Raw genomic sequence first — 17,846 nt, 5'->3', positions numbered from 1 at the left:
GAAGATAGAAAGGAGATTGTGAAATGTCAGACGGTGCAAATACGAGAGCGTATTCAGGACAAATAAAGAAGAGAAACAAACTTGGCATGAAAGCCAAAGAAAATGTATATCAGGGAATTTTATGGATTCTTCTGATCGTGTTGGCAGCAACAATGATTTTACCCTTTGTATATGTAGTGCTTCTTTCCTTTACAGATTCTACTGCATATGTGGCCGGAGAGTTTATGCTCTGGCCCAAGAAATGGTCACTGGCGGCATACGAGTTGATTTTGAGCGGTTCAGGTTTCCTGAACTCCCTTAAAACAACACTTATAATTACCGCTGTCGGTGTTCCCTTAAGTGTACTTTTAAACGCAGGGCTGGCTTACATGCTTTCCAAGCCGGTTCCGGGAAAAAGTTTTCTTAACAAATATGTAATGATAACCATGCTGTTTTCAGCAGGTATGGTGCCAAACTTTATGAATATCAAGAGCCTTAATCTGATAGATAATTATTTTGCCCTTATCCTGCCGGCAGCCTGCGGGGCCTGGAATATCATGGTAATGCGTTCCTTCTTCCAGTCGCTTCCGGTTGAGCTGGAGGAAGCAGCAAAGATTGACGGATGCGGACAGCTGAAGATTTTCGGTACCATCGTAATACCGCTTTCCAAGGCAATGCTTGCCACAATGACCTTGTTCTCATTCGTGAGCTACTGGAATACATATTTCAATTCCATCATGTACATGACTTCCACATCAAAGTCTACACTGCAGGTTTATGTACAGAAGGTTGTGCTTTCATCAAACATCTCGGATGTCATGGATATCCAGACAACAGTAGTTAACGCAGTACCCCAGGAAGTTATGAGAATGGCGGCAGTCGTAGTCGTAGTGCTTCCGGTGCTTATCATCTATCCGTTCCTGCAGAAGTATTTTGAGTCAGGTATGATGGTAGGAGCAGTAAAAGGCTGATGGATATCAGCATAGTTACCATAATGAGCAAAAACGCAGCGCGTTTTTGAATAAAGTAAAAACAATATAATTATAGGAGGAATGAACATGAAAAAGAATTTTCGTAATCAGGTAGCATTTGGGCTGGCAGCAGTTCTGGCTGTGGGAAGCCTTGCAGGATGCGGAGACGGAAAAAAAGATTCTACAGAAGCCAAGACTGAAGCCAAGACAGAGGCTGCTAAGACAGAAGCAGCAGAGGAAACTAAGGCTGCAGAGAAAGAGACTGCTGCAGTTGAGGCAACTGAGGCAGCTACCACAAAATCAGGAGACCGTATGACAATTTCTGTCATGGGTATTGACTGGGGTTATGGCCCTCAGGCAGGCAGCGATATGGAGAAATACTGGGAAGATTTATTCGATGTAAATTTGGAAATTGAATGGATCAACTATCAGGATTATGACCAGAAGGTAAATACACTTATCGCATCTGACAGTATTCCTGATGTCATCCAGGTCAGCAAACAGGGAAATGGTTCTTACTATTATCCGATTTTCACACAGGCTGTAGATGCTGGCGTATTCGTAGATATGACACCGTATTTATTTGACAATGGAAACGGGATCGCTGAGACAAATGCTGTTATGAAGAACTGGGACGACGCTATGTGGGCTCAGACAAAATATAAAGACGGCATCTATATCCTGCCGAGAAGCAAAGCTGAAAGCGGACAGAACTCAGGTATTGAAGTGCGTAAAGACCTGATGGAGAAATATGGCTTTACAGAAGAGCCGACTACAATGGATGAATTAAAAGACTTCCTCATTGGCCTTTCAAAAGCAGCTTCAGAAGGCGAAGGCAAGAAGATCTATGGCTTAGAGTTCTATGATGACGGCAAAAAAGGATTTATGAATGACTACATCAAGGCATTTGCAATTGCATTTACAGGACAGACAGACTGGGCAGTTGATGAAAATGGTGACTTCCAGTATATGCAGTTCCAGGATTCCTATATTGACTTCCTGAACTGGATGAAAGATCTGTATGATGCAGGCGCTATTGATCCTGAATTTGCATTAAATAACTCTGACACATCCAAGTGGAAAGCTGGAAATTCAGTGGCATTCTTAAGTGCATGGTACAACTGGAACCAGTCAGCTGACCTGACAAGCAACAAGATCTTTGACGAGAGCACACCGGCTACATATGAAGCATGGTGCCTGATGCCTGTCAAAGGACCTAAGGCATACACAGTAAGTCCGAACTACACAGATGTTGACTCCTGTATCGCTATCAGCTCCAAGTGTGATGATGCAAAGATCCAGAAGATCATGGAGATATTCAACGGAACAGAAGAGCAGTACCCGGGATACAACGATGTTATGAAAGACGGCGTGGAAGGCCTTCACTACACACTGCTTGAAGACGGAACAAAAGATACAACTGATGAAGCATTCAAGAAAGCAAGACAGGACGGATATGTGGGCGCATGGAACCAGATCTTCTTAAAGACAGATATGGACCAGGTAACAGATAAGTTTATGAGACCGGGCGCAAAGGGAGCTTCTGAAGAAAATATTGCAAGAGTAAAAGAAATCAAAGAATTCGTATACAGCGACCTGGCTGCTACAGGAATGACAAATGCGATCCAGAACCTTCAGTCTGCAACATATGACAATACATGGAACGTGCTTACAGATGACGTTGACACAATGTGCGCTCAGTATGTAATGGGACAGATCGGTGAAGAAGAATGGAAGAGCTTTGTACAGGGAATCGTAGAGTCATCTGATTACCAGACAATACAGCAGGAGTTCAAAGAGGCAGCAGCACAATAAGTATTACAGTAATCAGTACAGTAATTAGTTAAGTACAAGCAGGGCCCTTACCAGTATCGCTGGAGAGCGATGCTGGACAGGGCCTATATTATTGCGTGGGAGGGCAGCTTCCCATGCAGTAATATAGGCCCTTGCGGCGTATTAAAAATGGCAGAAGGAAAGGACTAAGAAAATGGCTGATCAGGATTTTTTTCGCGAAATAGCTAAGACGAAACACCCGATAGGGAGCACCGACAAAGAGGTTGTTCCAGTTCCGGTCCCGGAGATTTATTTTAAGGAGACGAAGGAGAACTGCGGGCTGACTGCCCCCTGGAAGGAAAAGCAGACATTTGAAGAACAGTGTGACAGTTTTAAAAAGGATTTGGAGGCAATGCGAATAAAATACAGGCCGTTTCTGGAGAATTTTCTCCCGAAGCTGCCGGGGACTTTAAGACAGACTGAAATCAAGTGTTTTGAGTTCCGCTATCTGGATAAGGGTGAGGTATTCACAGAGAGAAATGACCCGGATAAAGAATGGGAAAAAGTAAGTGTGCCGGATTACAGGGGACCGGCTGAAGAAAACGGAAAATGGAAGGCATATTACAGGTGCTGGTTTGGCGCAGATGAGATCATGGGGGAAGGCGGCAGGCTTCCCGGCGGACACAGGGCTGTGCTGGCGTTTCAATGTGTGGATTACATCGCCAGGGTCTATGTGAACGGCAATTACGTCGGCGGGCATGAAGGCCTTTTCGCTCCGTTTTCTTTTGATGTGACGGATTATCTGCAGGAGAAGAATGAGCTTGTGGTCATCTGTGAAAATGATATACCCATCCTTGGAGTGGGGCCGGTGCTTGACGGCGATAAGATATATGCGGCTACAGGCCCGGGCTGGGATGATCCGGCAGTTGGATGGCATCACTGTCCGGCCGGAGCCGGGATCTTTGGAAAGGTGACGCTGGAATGCCGCCCTGAGATCTATATTGATGATATATTTGTCAGGCCTGACATCGACCATGACAGTGCCGAGATCCGGCTTGGTGTCTATAATTATACAGATGAAGTACAGGAAGGATTTGACCTGAGTATATCACTTCTGCCCCGGAATTATGAGGGAGGGGAAATAGGAAGTCTGAAGACCGGGATAGCCTATGCGGGTCCCGGAAAAAACGAGTACCGTTATTTCGTGCCTCTGAAAGGGTACCGTCTGTGGAATATGGAAACTCCCTGGCTCTATGGGGCGCAGGCTGTTATTTCAAAAGATGGAAGGGCCGTTTCCGCCAGATCCGGAAATTTTGGAATGAAAAAATTTGTGAGCGATGAGAACAGTGTTCCTAAGGGAAAATTCTATCTGAACAATGAACCTGTCGTACTGCGGGGCGCCAATGAGATGGGACATCTGCAGCAGTGCGTGATGCAGGGGGATTTTGAACAGCTGATCGATGACATTCTGATTGCCAAGCTCTGCAATATGAATTATTACAGAGTTACACAGAGGCCAGTCCAGGAGGAGATATACGATTATTTTGATATGCTTGGGATCATGCACCAGTGTGACCTGCCTCTCTTCGGCTTTTTGAGGCGCCCCCAGTTTGCGGAAGCGCTGCGCCAGACAGTGGAGATGGAGCATCTTATAAGAAGGCATGTCTCCACATGCATGGTCACATTTATAAATGAACCTATGTGCATCAGGAGGACAGAGGATCCGAATGATAAATATTCAAAGAGATATGAGGCCAAAGGACACAGACATCTTTTGAGAGATGAGCTGGAAGCCTTCTTTGCGGCAGCGAGAAAGGCTGTTTACATTGAGAATCCTGACAGGGTGATCAAAAATGTGGAGGGTGACTACGACGCTCCGACTGCAGAGGGGATGCCGGATTTCCATTCCTACACCATGTGGTATACAAACCATGGGGAACCGATCGGCAGGCTGATGAGGGGATATCTTCCACCTGTGAAGGACGGCTGGATGATAGGCTGCGGAGAATACGGGGCTGAAGGGCTGGATAATGAAAATATAATTCGGAACATGTACCCGAAGGAATGGCTTCAGACGGACAGCCAGGGCAGGTGGTATCCTGACAGGATCGTAAGGGCACAGACACATTCCGTTCAGGGGGACTGGTACCAGGAGCAGGACAATATCAGCGACTGGGTAAGAGAAAGCCAGATCCATCAGGCAAGGGCGACAAAGCTTATGACAGATGCATACCGCAGAAGGGGTGATGTCATGAACCAGACAGCCATCCACCTTCTTATAGATGCATGGCCCTCAGGCTGGATGAAGACTCTGCTGGACTGCAGGCGGCAGCCTAAGCGCGCCTATTTCGCCTACAGGGAATCCCTTGTCCCGTTCAGGGTAAACCTCTATACAGGGCGCAGCTGTGTCTATGAGGACGAGACAGTGGAAGTGGAGGCATGGCTTCTCAACGACACAGGAAAAAGCCAGAATGTCAGGATAATGGCTGGAGCCTGGAATGATGGCGAAGAGCAGCCGTATATGACTTTTGAACTGGAGGCTTCTTCTGATGCGGCTGCGGCCGGATGCGCAGGCAGGATTCCTGTCAGGTTCTTAAATCTGGATGCGGAAACAGGCCCGCGCAGGGTCTGCGTGAAGGCAGCTGTATTTGGATCAGACGGCAGACTCATAAACCAGGAGGCGATTACTCTGGATGTTTATAAGAGAATAGCGCTGGATATAAAGGCCCATGCTGTGGGAAAAGAGGCGAAGGAGCTGTGTTCTTATCTGACAGGAATGAAGGAATGTGCAGGGCCGGAGGCGGATATCTGGGTATCCGGCAGTATATGCCAGGAAGATGTGGACAGACTGGCCAGACATGTGGAGGATGGCGGCAGGGGGATACTGCTGCTTCCGGAAGCAGCGGCTGCCTGCAGGATAGGAAACGAAGAAGTCAGGACAAGAGCATGCGGTGATCTTTTCTTCGCAGCAGCCACAGAAGGATTCAGGAAATACCCGCTGTCCATGCTCTTTAATGAAGAAAAGGGATATATTGACGCAACAGCGGCATTTACAATAGACACAGGGCTGCCGGGCGAAGATCTTATATATACGTATGATAAGAAAGGCTTTAACGGAAGCTGTGGGGCAAAACCCCACCTTCCATTTGTAAAAAGGTGTACTTACGGAAATGGCGAACTGATATTAGTTAGTCTTGGCAGAAGCGGCAGGGTCGGATGCAATGCCGGGCTTGATGAACTGCTAGGAGATCTGATAGGAGGAAAATAAGAATGGGATTTCTACAGTCAGAGATAGAAAAACGCCGGATTCCGGAGCTTTTCGGGATGGATGTTAAAGGAGGTGCTGTAAGTCAGGAGTTCTGGAGAAAACGCAGAGAACAGATCAAAGGGCTGCTGTCAGAACAGTTTGCCGGATATGCGACGAGGCTGTCATTTAAAACGTCCGGAACTGTAGTCAGGGAGGAACAGAATGGATTTGGAGGAAAAGCTGTCGTTAAGACGGTCCAGCTGGATATCAGGTCTGATTTTTCCCATGCCGCGTTTCCTTTCCAGATTGCGCTGCCGAAGAAGGCAGAGAATCCGCCGCTTTTTCTGTACCTGTCCTTTACGCCTGAGATAGCGGACGGAATAGGTGAGGAAATACTGGATGAGGGATATGCCATAGCAAGCGTCTGCTATCAGGATATGGCGCCTGACTATTACGACGAGCATAAAAACGGTCTGGGGCGCTTCTGCACAAGAAATCCGTTTGACAGCTGGGGAAAGCTTAAGATATGGTCCTGGGGGGCATCCCGCATACTGGATTATATCCTGGAAAATGAGAGTATCGATGAGGAGCGTGCGGCTGTTATGGGACACTCCAGGCTGGGTAAGACAGCTCTGCTTGCAGGGGCTTTCGATGAGAGATTCAGCCTTACCGCCGCAATCCAGTCAGGCGCAGGAGGCGCCGCCCTGTTTCGGGGAAAGAGCGGGGAGCAGATAGAGAACCTGAATGGCAGGGGTTCGCGGCTCTGGTTTGCAGGAAACTTTTTTGAGTACCTGGGGAAGACAGAGGAACTGCCCTTTGACCAGCATTTCCTGCTTTCCCTGACAGCGCCCCGGCACCTGTATGTATCAAGCGCCGCAGAAGATGGCTGGGCAGACCCCAGGTCAGAATTTCTGGGCTGTGCTGCCGCTTCAAAGGCCTTTGAACTCTATGGAAAAAAAGGTCTGGTGACTCCTGATAAGTATCCTGAAACAGGCGATGTGCTCTGCGAGGGCAGCATTGGCTATCACATGAGAGAGGGGACACATTATCTGAGCCGGGATGACTGGCACAGAGTGATGGATTACCGCAGCAGACACCATGTCTGAGAGGAGATTAAAAATGAGAGGATTATCCATTTATCTGAAGAGGCCCGCAAGAAAATGGGATGACGGGCTGCCGCTGGGGAATGGGCGGCTGGGCACCATGGTTATGGGAAAACTGAAGGAAGAGACGATCATTATTAATGAAGAGACTCTCTGCTACGGACCTTCAAGAGACAGGGAAAACCCTGATGCATACGGGGAGCTTCAGAATATAAGAGAACTGCTTCTTGAGGGACGGGTGGAGAAAGCTGCCTTTCTTGCTAAGATGGCGCTGACATCCACACCTAAGTATAATAATCCGTATCAGCCGGCCGGAGACCTGAGACTCTGTTTTCTGGGAGAGACAGGAAAGGCTGAAAATTATGAACGCCGTCTTGATATCAGCAGGGCAGCTGCGAAGGTTACATATGAGATGAACGGCACCCGGTATGAGAGAGAACATCTGGTGAGCAGGAAATATAATGTACTGGCAGTGAGGATCAGAGCTGTAGGGACCGGAAGTATCACTGTAAGCGCCAATATCAGCAGAAAGCCTTTTGAAGAATATACAGGGAAGCTGGGAGAGCGTACTGCAGGAAACTGGGGAGAGAATGGTGTGGGAGGCATGCATTATCTCAGCGCTGTCAGAATTGCATCTCCTGATGCCAGGAACCTGGGCGACGCAGTATATATAGAAGAAAAAAAAGAGACAGTCATATATCTGACATCTTTAACGGACTACGATGACTGCCTGAAAGGAAACAGGAAAGAGGTAGAGGAGGCTTACGGGAATCTGGGCCGGGAGGCGCAGGAGATACTTGACAGAGCGGAGGCAGCAGGATTTGAACAGATCCTTCAGGAGCATCTCAGGGATTATGGTGAGCTTTACAATAATTTTGAGCTGTGTCTTGGCAGTGAGTGCGTAAATGAGTGTTTATCAGAAGAGACAGCAATAACTACAGATGAGATGCTGAAGGGCTTCAGAGAAGGAAATCGTGAAAATGAGCTGCAGCTTGCCATGCTGCTGGTACAGTTTGCCAGGTATCTTATGATATCCTCTTCGGACGGCTGCCGTCTGCCGGCAAACCTTCAGGGATTGTGGAGCGGAGCGTATGAGCCGCCCTGGCAGTGCCAGTACACGATCAATATAAATACTCAGATGAACTATTGGTTTGTAGAAAAGGCTGGGCTTTCCAGATGCCATCTGCCTCTGTTTGGCCTGATCAGGCTGCTGGCTCAAAACGGCAGGAAGACAGCGGATAAGCTTTACCACAGCAGGGGATTTTGTGCCCACCACAATACTAATGTATGGGGCTGCACAGCGCCTGAGGGGATTTTTGATGCCTCCCCATATTGGGTAATGGGAGGAGCATGGCTTTGTATACACCTCTATGATCACTATGAGTATACAAAAGACAAGAAATTTTTGGAGGAGTCCATGCCGCTGATGCGGGAGGCGATCAGGTTTTTTGAGGATTACCTCTATGAACTGCCAAACGGATATCTTGTAACAGGGCCGGTGGTATCCCCGGAAAATACATACAGGTCCAGGAAAGGTGAGACAGGCGCGCTGGCCATGGGGACAGCAATGGATAACTGCATCCTGCGCCAGCTGCTCACCTCCTACATAAAGGGAATGAGTGAACTCTCTATATGTGATGAGGAAGAGTCAGCCCTTCTGGAAGGTATGCTCAATAAGCTGCCGCCTTTGATGATTGGCAGTGACGGAAGGCTGCTGGAATGGATGGAGGAGTATGAAGAGACAGAGCCGGGGCACCGCCATATCTCACATCTGTACGGCCTTCATCCGGGCAATGAGATCACTCCGGAAAAAAAGGAGCTGTTTGATGCAGCCAGAAAGACACTGGAATACAGGCTGGCAAACGGAGGCGGACATACAGGCTGGAGCAGGGCATGGCTTGCCTGCTTTGCGGCCAGGCTTCAGGACGGAGAAGCGCTCAGGGAGAATATTGCCCAGCTGCTGTCTAAATGTATACAGGACAATATGCTGGATGTACACCCACCCTTCCAGATCGACGGCAATTTCGGCATAGCGGAGGCAGTGCTTGAGGGCCTGGTGCAGGAAAGAAACGGCAGGACATATCTGCTGCCTGCCATTCCCAAGCGCTGGGAGTGCGGTATGGTGAAGGGGTTCTGCCTGAGAGGCGGGCGCAGGATAGATATGAGCTGGGAAAACGGCAGACCAGTATCAGTAACACTTTATGCATCAGAGGATACTGATTCAGTGTTCTGCTGGAAGGACAGGGAAATGAAGATATTCTGTCCTGCAGGAAAGTCAGTTGAATTTAAGTTTTAATAGATAATAATTGGAGGAAAATATGAAGAAAGTCACTATTATTGGAAATGGAATCGTAAGCGCCCGTATCGGGCTGGGATTGGAAAGAGCCACATCAGCATTAAAGGCAGCGGGCTATGAGGTGGATTTTGCCAAGATGCCGGAGCAGTACGCTGATTACAGAAAGATTGAAGGAAAGAAGCTTTATGTTTCTGTGTACGGACAAGACGGTTTCCTGAAATGGCTGGAAGAAAATGAAATTCTGGTATTCCATACACATGCACCCGGAAAAGAAGGGTTTTATATAGAAACATGCCCGGCGGAATTAAATGTGATCTGCGGAGGCGATGATACAGGAGCGCTCTACGGCTGCATGGAGCTGTGCGACAGGATAGAAAGAGACGGCGAATACCCGGCTGAGATCACATTTGGAGACGCGCCTGCCTTCAAACTGAGAGGGCCGGCTGTGGGCCTCCAGAAGACAAAGGTTGAGGCGCCCAGGCTTACATATGAATATCCTATCACACCTGAGCGTTTCCCATGGTTTTACGATAAGGAAATGTGGACAAGATTCCTGGATATGATGCTGGATATGCGCTGTAATGTGCTTTATATCTGGAGCGGCCATCCATTCTCATCTCTGGTTAAGGTTCCCGATTATCCGGAAGCTCTGGAGGTCACAGAGGAAGAATTTGAGATGAACAGGGAAGTATTCGGATGGCTCACATCAGAATGTGACAGGAGGGGAATCTGGGTTGTGCTGAAGTTCTACAATATCCATATCCCTCTGCCGTTTGCACAGCATCATGGACTGGAGCTGCTGCAGAGCAATATCAATCCTCTTGTTGCTGACTATACAAAGAAATCTATTACAGAGTTTATTAAGTCCTTCCCGCATATCGGTCTTATGGTATGTCTTGGAGAGGCGCTGAGGGGAACTCAGAACAAGACAGACTGGTTTATTGACACGATTATCCCGGCTGTGAAAGACGGAGTGAAGGAAGCAGGGCTTACAGAAGAGCCGCCTGTCATTTTAAGGGGACATGACTGTGACCCCATCGGAGCCATGGAAGAGGCCCAGAAGATATATTCCCATCTCTACACCATGTGGAAGTATAATGGGGAGAGCCTCACGACTTATTACCCGAAGGGAAAATGGCAGACGATCCATCAGACTCTTTCAGGGCTTGGGACTACACATATTATGAATGTCCATATCCTGGCCGACTTAGAGCCGTTCCAGTTTAATGCGCCGCTCTACATACAGAAATGTGTGCAGGCAGGGCAGAGCCGCTACGGCTGCAACGGACTGCATCTGTATCCTCTGTTCTACTGGGACTGGCCTTATACGCCTGACAAGGTATCGCCGCGCCTGCTTCAGATGGACCGCGACTATATCTGGTTTGCAGCGTGGTTCCGTTATGCATGGAATCCAAACAGGGAGGAAAACACAGAGAGAGAACACTGGATCAATGTCTTTGCAAAGCATTACAAAATCCCAGCCGGTTCAGCAGCTAAGCTTCTGGAGGCTCAGGAGAACGCTGCACAGTGTGCGCCGAAGATCCTGGGAAGAGTTGGAATCACAGAGGGAAACCGCCAGACTATGAGCCTTGGAATGAGCATGAGCCAGTTTACAAATGTAAACAGATACCGTCCGAATAAGGAGCTGTGGGATTCTGTAGCCCGCAAGGGAGAGCAGCCGGACGACTATATGTTAAAGGAAGTGGCGGGAGAGGCCCACATCGGGGAGACTCCTTATGACTGTGTAAAAGAAGTAAGCGCCCATGCCAAAAAGGCCCTTGCCCTCTGCGGGGAAGTCATTGAGACGGAAGGCAGCGGCAGCGAGGACTTAAACCGTCTTTATACAGATGCCAGGGCTATATATGAAATGTCAATGTCCTACTGTAAAAAGATAGAAGCTGCCATGGAGATACTCCGCTACAAATACACTATGGATGAGAAATGCAGAGGCGATGTGGCCCTGCTGGAAAAGGCTGAGAAGCTGATGGAGGAATCTCTGGAAGAGTACAGAAAGCTGGCAGAACTGACAGACAAGACTTATCTCTATGCCAACAGCATGCAGACCCCCCAGAGAAAGATCCCATTCCCAAATGGGGAGACATACGGCCACTGGACATCATGTCTGCCGGAATATGAAAAGGAGCTGGCCTGCTTCAAATCACATCTGGCTGACCTGAAAGCAGGCATACTGCCCACAGACCACACAAAGGAAGTGACAGCAGAGCCGCTGACACCGGCGCCGTTTAAGCTGCTGGGAACGGATGGATGTGAGACGTACAGGCTTGTCAAGGGAGACAGCGTGTTCTCAGACTGTTCCTGCAAGGTCATCAACCTGGCGCCGGAGCTGGAAAAAATGACTGCCGTCAGGATGGGCCTGGGAGCGGCAATTGAAGAAGGCGTGACCGTTAAACTGGAACTGCCGGAGGACTCCTATGTGCTGGTGGGATACATGAATGCAAAGGGTGTGGAATGGCTGCAGCTGCCGGACCTGGAGACGAATACACATGCAGATGACAGGGGAGGGCTTACTGTTGTCTATGCAAATGCGATTAAAGCCGAGGCCTGCCCTCCCATCAACATCCATGCGTACCGCTATGAAAAGGGAACTCATGAGATATATTTCGGCACAGGCGCATTTATGATTGCGGGCGTTGTATCTGCTGATACGAAAATGAAGCCGAGAAACGCGAACCTGGGCGGAGAAGGCCTGGAGACGCTGGACTGGCTTTATGAGGAAGATTAACAATAAGGAGGAAATAAAAATGGCGACAAAGTTACCTAGAGAAATGACAGGCGCAGAGCTGAAATCCATGCTCAAGAGCAGTATTAATTTGAAGAGCTTAGGGGGAGTGAAGTGCCCGGAATTAAAGCTTCAGCCTGAAGACCTCCAGTGGTGGAGAGACGCTAAGGTTGGAATGTTCGTACATTGGGGCCTCTATTCTATCCTGGGAAGAGGGGAATGGGCCAGGTTCAATGAGCAGATTCCAAAGGAAGAATATGAAGGGCTGGCGGATGAGTTTAATCCCCAGGACTTCTCCATGACAGAGTGGACAGACCTGGCAAAAGAATTCGGCGCTAAATATATGGTCATGGTGACAAGGCATCATGACGGATTTGCCCTCTGGGACAGCAAGGCCAGCTATGAAGGCTTTAACAGCTACAATACAGCTTCCCACAGAGATTTTGTAAAAGAATATACAGATGCGGCAAGAGCTGCGGGCCTGAAGGTCGGCCTGTATTATTCACCCATGGACTGGAGGTTCCCGGGATACTTTGATCCGGAAGGGCTGCCTGAAAATGCCCAGCTCATGAAGGATCAGTGCTACGGCCAGGTAGAAGAGCTGTGCAGCAAATACGGTCCTATTGATATCATGTGGTATGACGGCGGCTGGCTGGCGCACAAGGGAAGTGACACATCCAGCGCCTGGTTCTGGGAGCCGGTCAAATTAAATAAGATTGTCCGCAAATACAATCCCAAAACTCTGCTGAACCCGCGTTCCGGCTATGAAGGCGACTTCTACTGTGATGAGGGAAGCCATGAGATCACAGGAAAGATCCTTCCTGTGCCGTGGGAAAAGAATATGTGCGTATGCAGCGGCTGCTCCTGGGGCTGGATGGCTGATGACCCTGTATCAGATTTTGACTGGCTCATAAAGATGCTTGTAAATGTCATCTGCCGGGATGGAAACTTCCTCTTAAATGTGGGGCCTGACAGGAACGGTAAGCTCTCAGATGAAGTCAAGAACAGGATGAGAGAGATCGGGGACTGGCTCAGGAAATACGCTGATGCAGTCTACGGCACAAGGGGAGGCCCGATCGAGCCGGTGGACAATGTGTACGGCACCACTTCAAACGGAAATAAAATATATCTGCATGTGCTTGACACAAAAGAGTGCTCAGCGCAGTGGATACCTCTGGAGGGATATAAGATCAAAGCCGCTGCCACATATGAGGGCGATGCAGTTCCGTTTGTCCAGAATGAGGGAGCTTTTAAGGTTGACTTAAACGGAATAGAAAAGCCTGAGACAGACACGGTCATTGTGCTTACACTTGACAGGGATGTAGAGAGAAAGCAGGCAGAGGAAGTCTATTTCACAGGAAAAGAATAAGGAGAGAGAAGATGTATTACGGAGCAGCATATTACCCGGAGCATAAGACGGCGGAAGAACTGGAACATGACATGATACTTCTGATCGAATCCGGCATTAACACAGTCAGAATGGGTGAGTTTGCCTGGTGCAGAATGGAACCCAGGGAGGGAGAGTACCAGTTTGACTGGCTGGAGGCAGCTGTGGAGAGGCTGGGAAAGGCAGGGATCAGAAGCATCATCTGCACTCCCACAGCCTGCCCTCCCGCATGGCTTGTATATAAGCATCCGGAGGTTGTGTACGTGGATAACAGGGGCCTGGAGCGCCCCTTTGGCGGAAGACGGTTCTACTGCTATAACAATCCTGTGTACAGAGAATACTCCAGGAAGATAACAGAAGAGATCGGAAGGCGTTTTGGAAAAAATCCATATGTGTGCGGATTCCAGATTGATAATGAACCGGCCCAGGAGGCATCAGGAAGGTGCCACTGCCCTGTCTGCCAGGCTAAGTTCTCAGAGTGGCTTAAAGACAAATATAAGACCATAGAAGAGTATAACCGCCGCAGCGGCAATATTTTCTGGGGACAGGATTACGACAGCTTTGACCAGATCAGGATGCCGGTGAACACAATAGAAGTAAGTGCAGAGCAGAAAATGCCGGTCTATTTTGAAAATCCCACGCTGAGGCTGGAATACGAGCGCTTCTGCAGTGAATCCCAGATCGAGTACCAGGACATCCAGTCAGATGTGCTCCATGGCTATACGGAGTATCCTGTCACAACAAACGGAACAGGCCTTGCAACGAACAGCATCGATTATTATAAGAGCACAAGAAAGCTGGACTGCTATGGATTTGACTATTATCCCGGGCTCAGGGATGCTGCAGTAGATTCCTTCCCCTATGCATTTGCAAGGGGAGTCAAGGACGGGGCGCCGTTCTGGGTCATGGAATTCATGTCAGGGGGAGGCCACCGTTTTGGAGGCTCAGGGCGCGTACAGCCTAATCCCGGTGCATTAAAGCAGGCAGTGCTGCAGTCATTTGCCCATGGAGCGGAAATGATGCTGCATTTCCAGTTCCGCACGTTCCCGTTCGGGGCTGAGCAGCTGAATTATGCTATTGTTGATATGGATGGAGTCCCAAGGCGCAGATATTATGAAATGCAGGAGACAGCCCGGCTTTTAAAGGAGCTGGAACCTCTTGAAAATGCCGGATTTGCAAATGAGATCGCCATCTGTGTGGACTATGACACACACTGGGCTCTGCGCATAAAGCCTGTTAATGACCCGGATTTTAAATATCTGGACTATGCGGGAAAGATGTACCATGTGCTGGAGGACAACGGATATAATTCTGACGTGATAAGCTATGATGCAGATTTCTCCAAATATAAATTCCTCATTGTGCCGTCAGCTTTTGTGGCTTCCAGAGAGTTTCAGCAGAAGCTGCGCAGATTTACAGAGGAGGGCGGCATACTGCTTGGAACCTTCCTGACCTCAGCTAAAAATGAGGACAACGTGGGCTATACAGATTCACTTCCGGCAGGTCTGACAGATGTTTTCGGGGCTGTTGTGGAGGAAGTGGAGCCTGTTTTTAAGGATAACCACACGAATGTCCGCCTGGATCTGGACGGATCAGAAGCAGTCAGCACAGACGGCATGTGGTCTGATATACTTGGAGGAAGCGCCAGGGCCATAGGCACATATACCCAGGACTATAAGACAGACAGCATGGTCATCAGCGAGAATACTTATGGCAAAGGAACAGCAGTCTACATGGGCACTGATCTGGAAAAAGAGGCCATGGGAGAGCTGTTTCAGTATCTGTGCCGGAGGGCGGGGATCTCTAAGAACCCGGTGAAGGCAGAAGAAAAGATAGAGGTAGTCCGCCGTGTCCTGAATGGTGAAAACTACTATTATGTCTTTAATTTTACAGCAAAAGAAGCGGAAGTAAGTGTAGAGACGCCGGTCTATGATTACCTGAAGAAATGCAGGTATGAGGAGAAGGCAGTCCTGGAGCGCAATGGTTTTGCTGTGTTGAAGGAGATAAAGGGATGATTAAAAAAGTAAACAGTATAGTAAGGGTTGTCTGCACTCCTGACGGAAATGTCAAGGCGCCAGGTACAACGATCACAAGTAAAAAGGAATATGATACAGTCATCTGCACGCCTGGAATGGAGGGGGAGGAGATATCCCTTGAAAGAAACGGCGAAGAGATCATAAAGCAGACAGGCTATGCCTTTGAGGAAAGAGAGATCTTTAAATACCTCATTGAAGGCGGTAAAGCCAGGATCGTTACAAAAAAGACCATTGACGGAGAGCGCTCCTTTGTGGAAAACGCTTCCACAGTAAAAACAGGTGAAGCCTTTACCGGGATACTGCGTCTTGCTGTCACAGAGGGTGAGGGAATCTACGGCCTGGGACAGCACGAAAATGGAACCTACAATTACAGGAATGTAAAAGAGTATCTCTATCAGAACAACATGCAGATCCCCATGCCTGTGTTCCTGTCCTCAAAGGGATATGCTGTGTTTTTTGACGCAGACTGCCTGATGACATATGAAGAGGCTGACAATGCGATCACACTGACATTTGATGCTGTGGACCAGATAGCTTATTATGTGATCACAGGAAATAATTTTGATGACCTTATCGCAGGGATCAGAGAGCTGACTGGAAAGGCAGTGATGCTGCCCAGGTGGGCTTTCGGCTATGTACAGTCAAAGGAGCGCTATGTTTCTGAGGAAGATATTTTAAGTACTGCGGCAGAATTTCAAAAACGGGGAATACCTGTATCCTGCCTTGTCCTGGACTGGAAGTCCTGGGAGGAAGGGAAATGGGGGAATAAGATCGTAGACAAGGAGCGGTTCCCTGACCTGAAAAGGATGACAGATAAGCTCCACAGTGACGATATTGCATTTATGATATCCATCTGGCCCAACATGAATAAAGGATGCGAAAATAACCAGGAAATGATGGATGCCGGAAAGCTGCTGGCAAACCTTTCCACATACGACGCATTTGACCCTGAGGCCAGAGACCTTTACTGGAAGCAGCTTGAGAGAGAGCTCTTTACAGGAGGCTGTGATGCGTGGTGGTGTGATTCTACAGAGCCTTTCACCCCGGACTGGAATGGACTTGCGAAGAGAGAAGAAGATGAACGCTACGAGCTGGCAAAGGAAAACCTTACAAGATACTTCGATGCCAGAGTGGCAAACACATATGCCCTGGCACATGCCAAAGGAGTTTACGAGCACCAGAGGGCAGCAAGCAGCGAGAAGCGTGTAGTGAACCTGACTCGTTCCGGTTCCCCCTCTATCCAGCAGTACGGTGTCATTCTCTGGTCAGGCGATATCATGGCCACCTGGGATGTGTTCCGCAATCAGATCGCAGAGGGACTGAGCATGTGCATGTCAGGCATTCCCTATTGGACCCTTGACATAGGAGCATTTTTTGCTGGTTCAACGGAAGGCTTCAGGCGTTTTAGCAATGTGACGGAGGGGGAAGCGCCCTGGTTCTGGCACGGCCTGTTTGAAGGCGGGACAGAGGATAACGGATATAAAGAGCTGTATACAAGGTGGCTCCAGTTTGGAACCTTTCTCCCTGTAATGCGTTCCCACGGGACGGATACTCCCAGGGAGCCGTGGAATTTTGGAGAGCCGGGCAGCAAATATTACGACACAATTGTAGATTACATCAAGCTTCGTTATGAGATGCTGCCGTATTCTTATTCACTGGCACATCAGGTAGAGACAGACAGTTATACCATGTTCCGCAGCCTTATGTTCGATTTTGCACAGGATGAGAAGGTGAAGGATATCTCAGGAGAGTTCATGTACGGACCGGCGTATCTTGTCTGCCCTGTAACGAAGGCTCTGGAATATGGTCCGGAAAATGAAAAGCTGGGTCAAGAGGAGAAGTGGGATGTCTATCTGCCGGCCGGAGCAAAATGGTATCATCAGAAGACAAAAGAAGTATATGAGGGCGGCGTTTCCCGCACTGTGGATGCGCCTGTCAGCTGGCAGCCTGTATTTATCCGGGCAGGAGCTGTTGTGCCGCTTAGCAGCAAAGGCACAAAAGACGGCATAGCCGATGTGATAGAAGTATACGAAGGTGCAGACGGCAGCTTTGCATACTATCTGGATAATGGGATGGATTACCAATATGAACAGGGAAATTATGCAGTCATTTCCATGGAATACAATGACGGAAGCAAAGAACTGACACTTGCCGCAGCAGAGGGAGACTTCGAATATCCAAAAGAATATCTTATCAGGTATTACAGGGAAGACGGCAGCTGTACAGAGAGAGAAATGCATTACGGCGGGGCAGAGACAAAAGCCGCTCTGGCGTAGGTTTATATGAAATATTGATGCACGGATATACCCCCGGT

At 48.7% G+C, this 17,846-nt stretch carries 9 protein-coding genes; all 9 read left to right on the top strand.

Annotated elements, in window-relative coordinates; translation table 11 throughout:
* The first annotated feature begins 23 nt into the window (after positions 1-23).
* Positions 24-950 carry a carbohydrate ABC transporter permease gene (locus NSB28_RS23325; RefSeq protein WP_109748705.1) on the top strand — a complete coding sequence of 309 codons (927 nt, stop codon included), beginning with the start codon at positions 24-26 and terminating at the stop codon, positions 948-950.
* 87 nt (positions 951-1,037) lie between these two features.
* Positions 1,038-2,765, top strand: coding sequence for a type 2 periplasmic-binding domain-containing protein (locus NSB28_RS23320; RefSeq protein ID WP_109748704.1), 1,728 nt, complete (start codon positions 1,038-1,040; stop codon positions 2,763-2,765).
* Positions 2,766-2,937: 172 nt separating this feature from the next.
* Positions 2,938-5,991, top strand: a complete 3,054-nt coding sequence (locus tag NSB28_RS23315; protein WP_109748703.1) for a glycosyl hydrolase 2 galactose-binding domain-containing protein — start codon at positions 2,938-2,940, stop codon at positions 5,989-5,991.
* Between the two features lie 2 nt (positions 5,992-5,993).
* On the top strand, positions 5,994-7,076 hold the full coding sequence (locus NSB28_RS23310) for a glucuronyl esterase domain-containing protein (RefSeq protein ID WP_109748702.1): 1,083 nt from the start codon (positions 5,994-5,996) through the stop codon (positions 7,074-7,076).
* 13 nt (positions 7,077-7,089) lie between these two features.
* The gene (locus tag NSB28_RS23305; RefSeq protein ID WP_257497932.1) at positions 7,090-9,369 is read left to right on the top strand and encodes a glycoside hydrolase family 95 protein; all 2,280 of its coding nucleotides are present in this window, start codon (positions 7,090-7,092) and stop codon (positions 9,367-9,369) included.
* A gap of 22 nt (positions 9,370-9,391) precedes the next feature.
* On the top strand, positions 9,392-12,112 hold the full coding sequence (locus tag NSB28_RS23300; RefSeq protein WP_109748700.1) for a hypothetical protein: 2,721 nt from the start codon (positions 9,392-9,394) through the stop codon (positions 12,110-12,112).
* Positions 12,113-12,131: 19 nt separating this feature from the next.
* Positions 12,132-13,478, top strand: a complete 1,347-nt coding sequence (locus NSB28_RS23295) for an alpha-L-fucosidase (protein WP_109748699.1) — start codon at positions 12,132-12,134, stop codon at positions 13,476-13,478.
* A gap of 11 nt (positions 13,479-13,489) precedes the next feature.
* Entirely contained in the window at positions 13,490-15,511 is a 2,022-nt protein-coding gene (locus tag NSB28_RS23290) for a beta-galactosidase (protein WP_109748698.1), read from the top strand.
* Positions 15,508-17,808 carry a glycoside hydrolase family 31 protein gene (locus NSB28_RS23285; RefSeq protein ID WP_109748697.1) on the top strand — a complete coding sequence of 767 codons (2,301 nt, stop codon included), beginning with the start codon at positions 15,508-15,510 and terminating at the stop codon, positions 17,806-17,808. Before NSB28_RS23290 ends, NSB28_RS23285 begins: the two co-directional genes overlap by 4 nt.
* Positions 17,809-17,846 lie beyond the last annotated feature (38 nt).

It is taken from the genome of Murimonas intestini (genome assembly GCF_024622195.1).
In the GTDB taxonomy this organism is placed as follows: domain Bacteria; phylum Bacillota; class Clostridia; order Lachnospirales; family Lachnospiraceae; genus Murimonas; species Murimonas intestini.
This window is presented reverse-complemented; position numbering and strand designations above follow the sequence as displayed.

Excerpts from the sequence above, each read along its gene's own strand:
- NSB28_RS23325 (WP_109748705.1), top strand. The coding sequence starts at position 24 with ATGTCAGACGGTGCAAATACGAGAGCGTATTCAGGACAAATAAAGAAG.
- NSB28_RS23320 (WP_109748704.1), top strand. The coding sequence starts at position 1,038 with ATGAAAAAGAATTTTCGTAATCAGGTAGCATTTGGGCTGGCAGCAGTT.
- NSB28_RS23315 (WP_109748703.1), top strand. The coding sequence starts at position 2,938 with ATGGCTGATCAGGATTTTTTTCGCGAAATAGCTAAGACGAAACACCCG.
- NSB28_RS23310 (WP_109748702.1), top strand. The coding sequence starts at position 5,994 with ATGGGATTTCTACAGTCAGAGATAGAAAAACGCCGGATTCCGGAGCTT.
- NSB28_RS23305 (WP_257497932.1), top strand. The coding sequence starts at position 7,090 with ATGAGAGGATTATCCATTTATCTGAAGAGGCCCGCAAGAAAATGGGAT.
- NSB28_RS23300 (WP_109748700.1), top strand. The coding sequence starts at position 9,392 with ATGAAGAAAGTCACTATTATTGGAAATGGAATCGTAAGCGCCCGTATC.
- NSB28_RS23295 (WP_109748699.1), top strand. The coding sequence starts at position 12,132 with ATGGCGACAAAGTTACCTAGAGAAATGACAGGCGCAGAGCTGAAATCC.
- NSB28_RS23290 (WP_109748698.1), top strand. The coding sequence starts at position 13,490 with ATGTATTACGGAGCAGCATATTACCCGGAGCATAAGACGGCGGAAGAA.
- NSB28_RS23285 (WP_109748697.1), top strand. The coding sequence starts at position 15,508 with ATGATTAAAAAAGTAAACAGTATAGTAAGGGTTGTCTGCACTCCTGAC.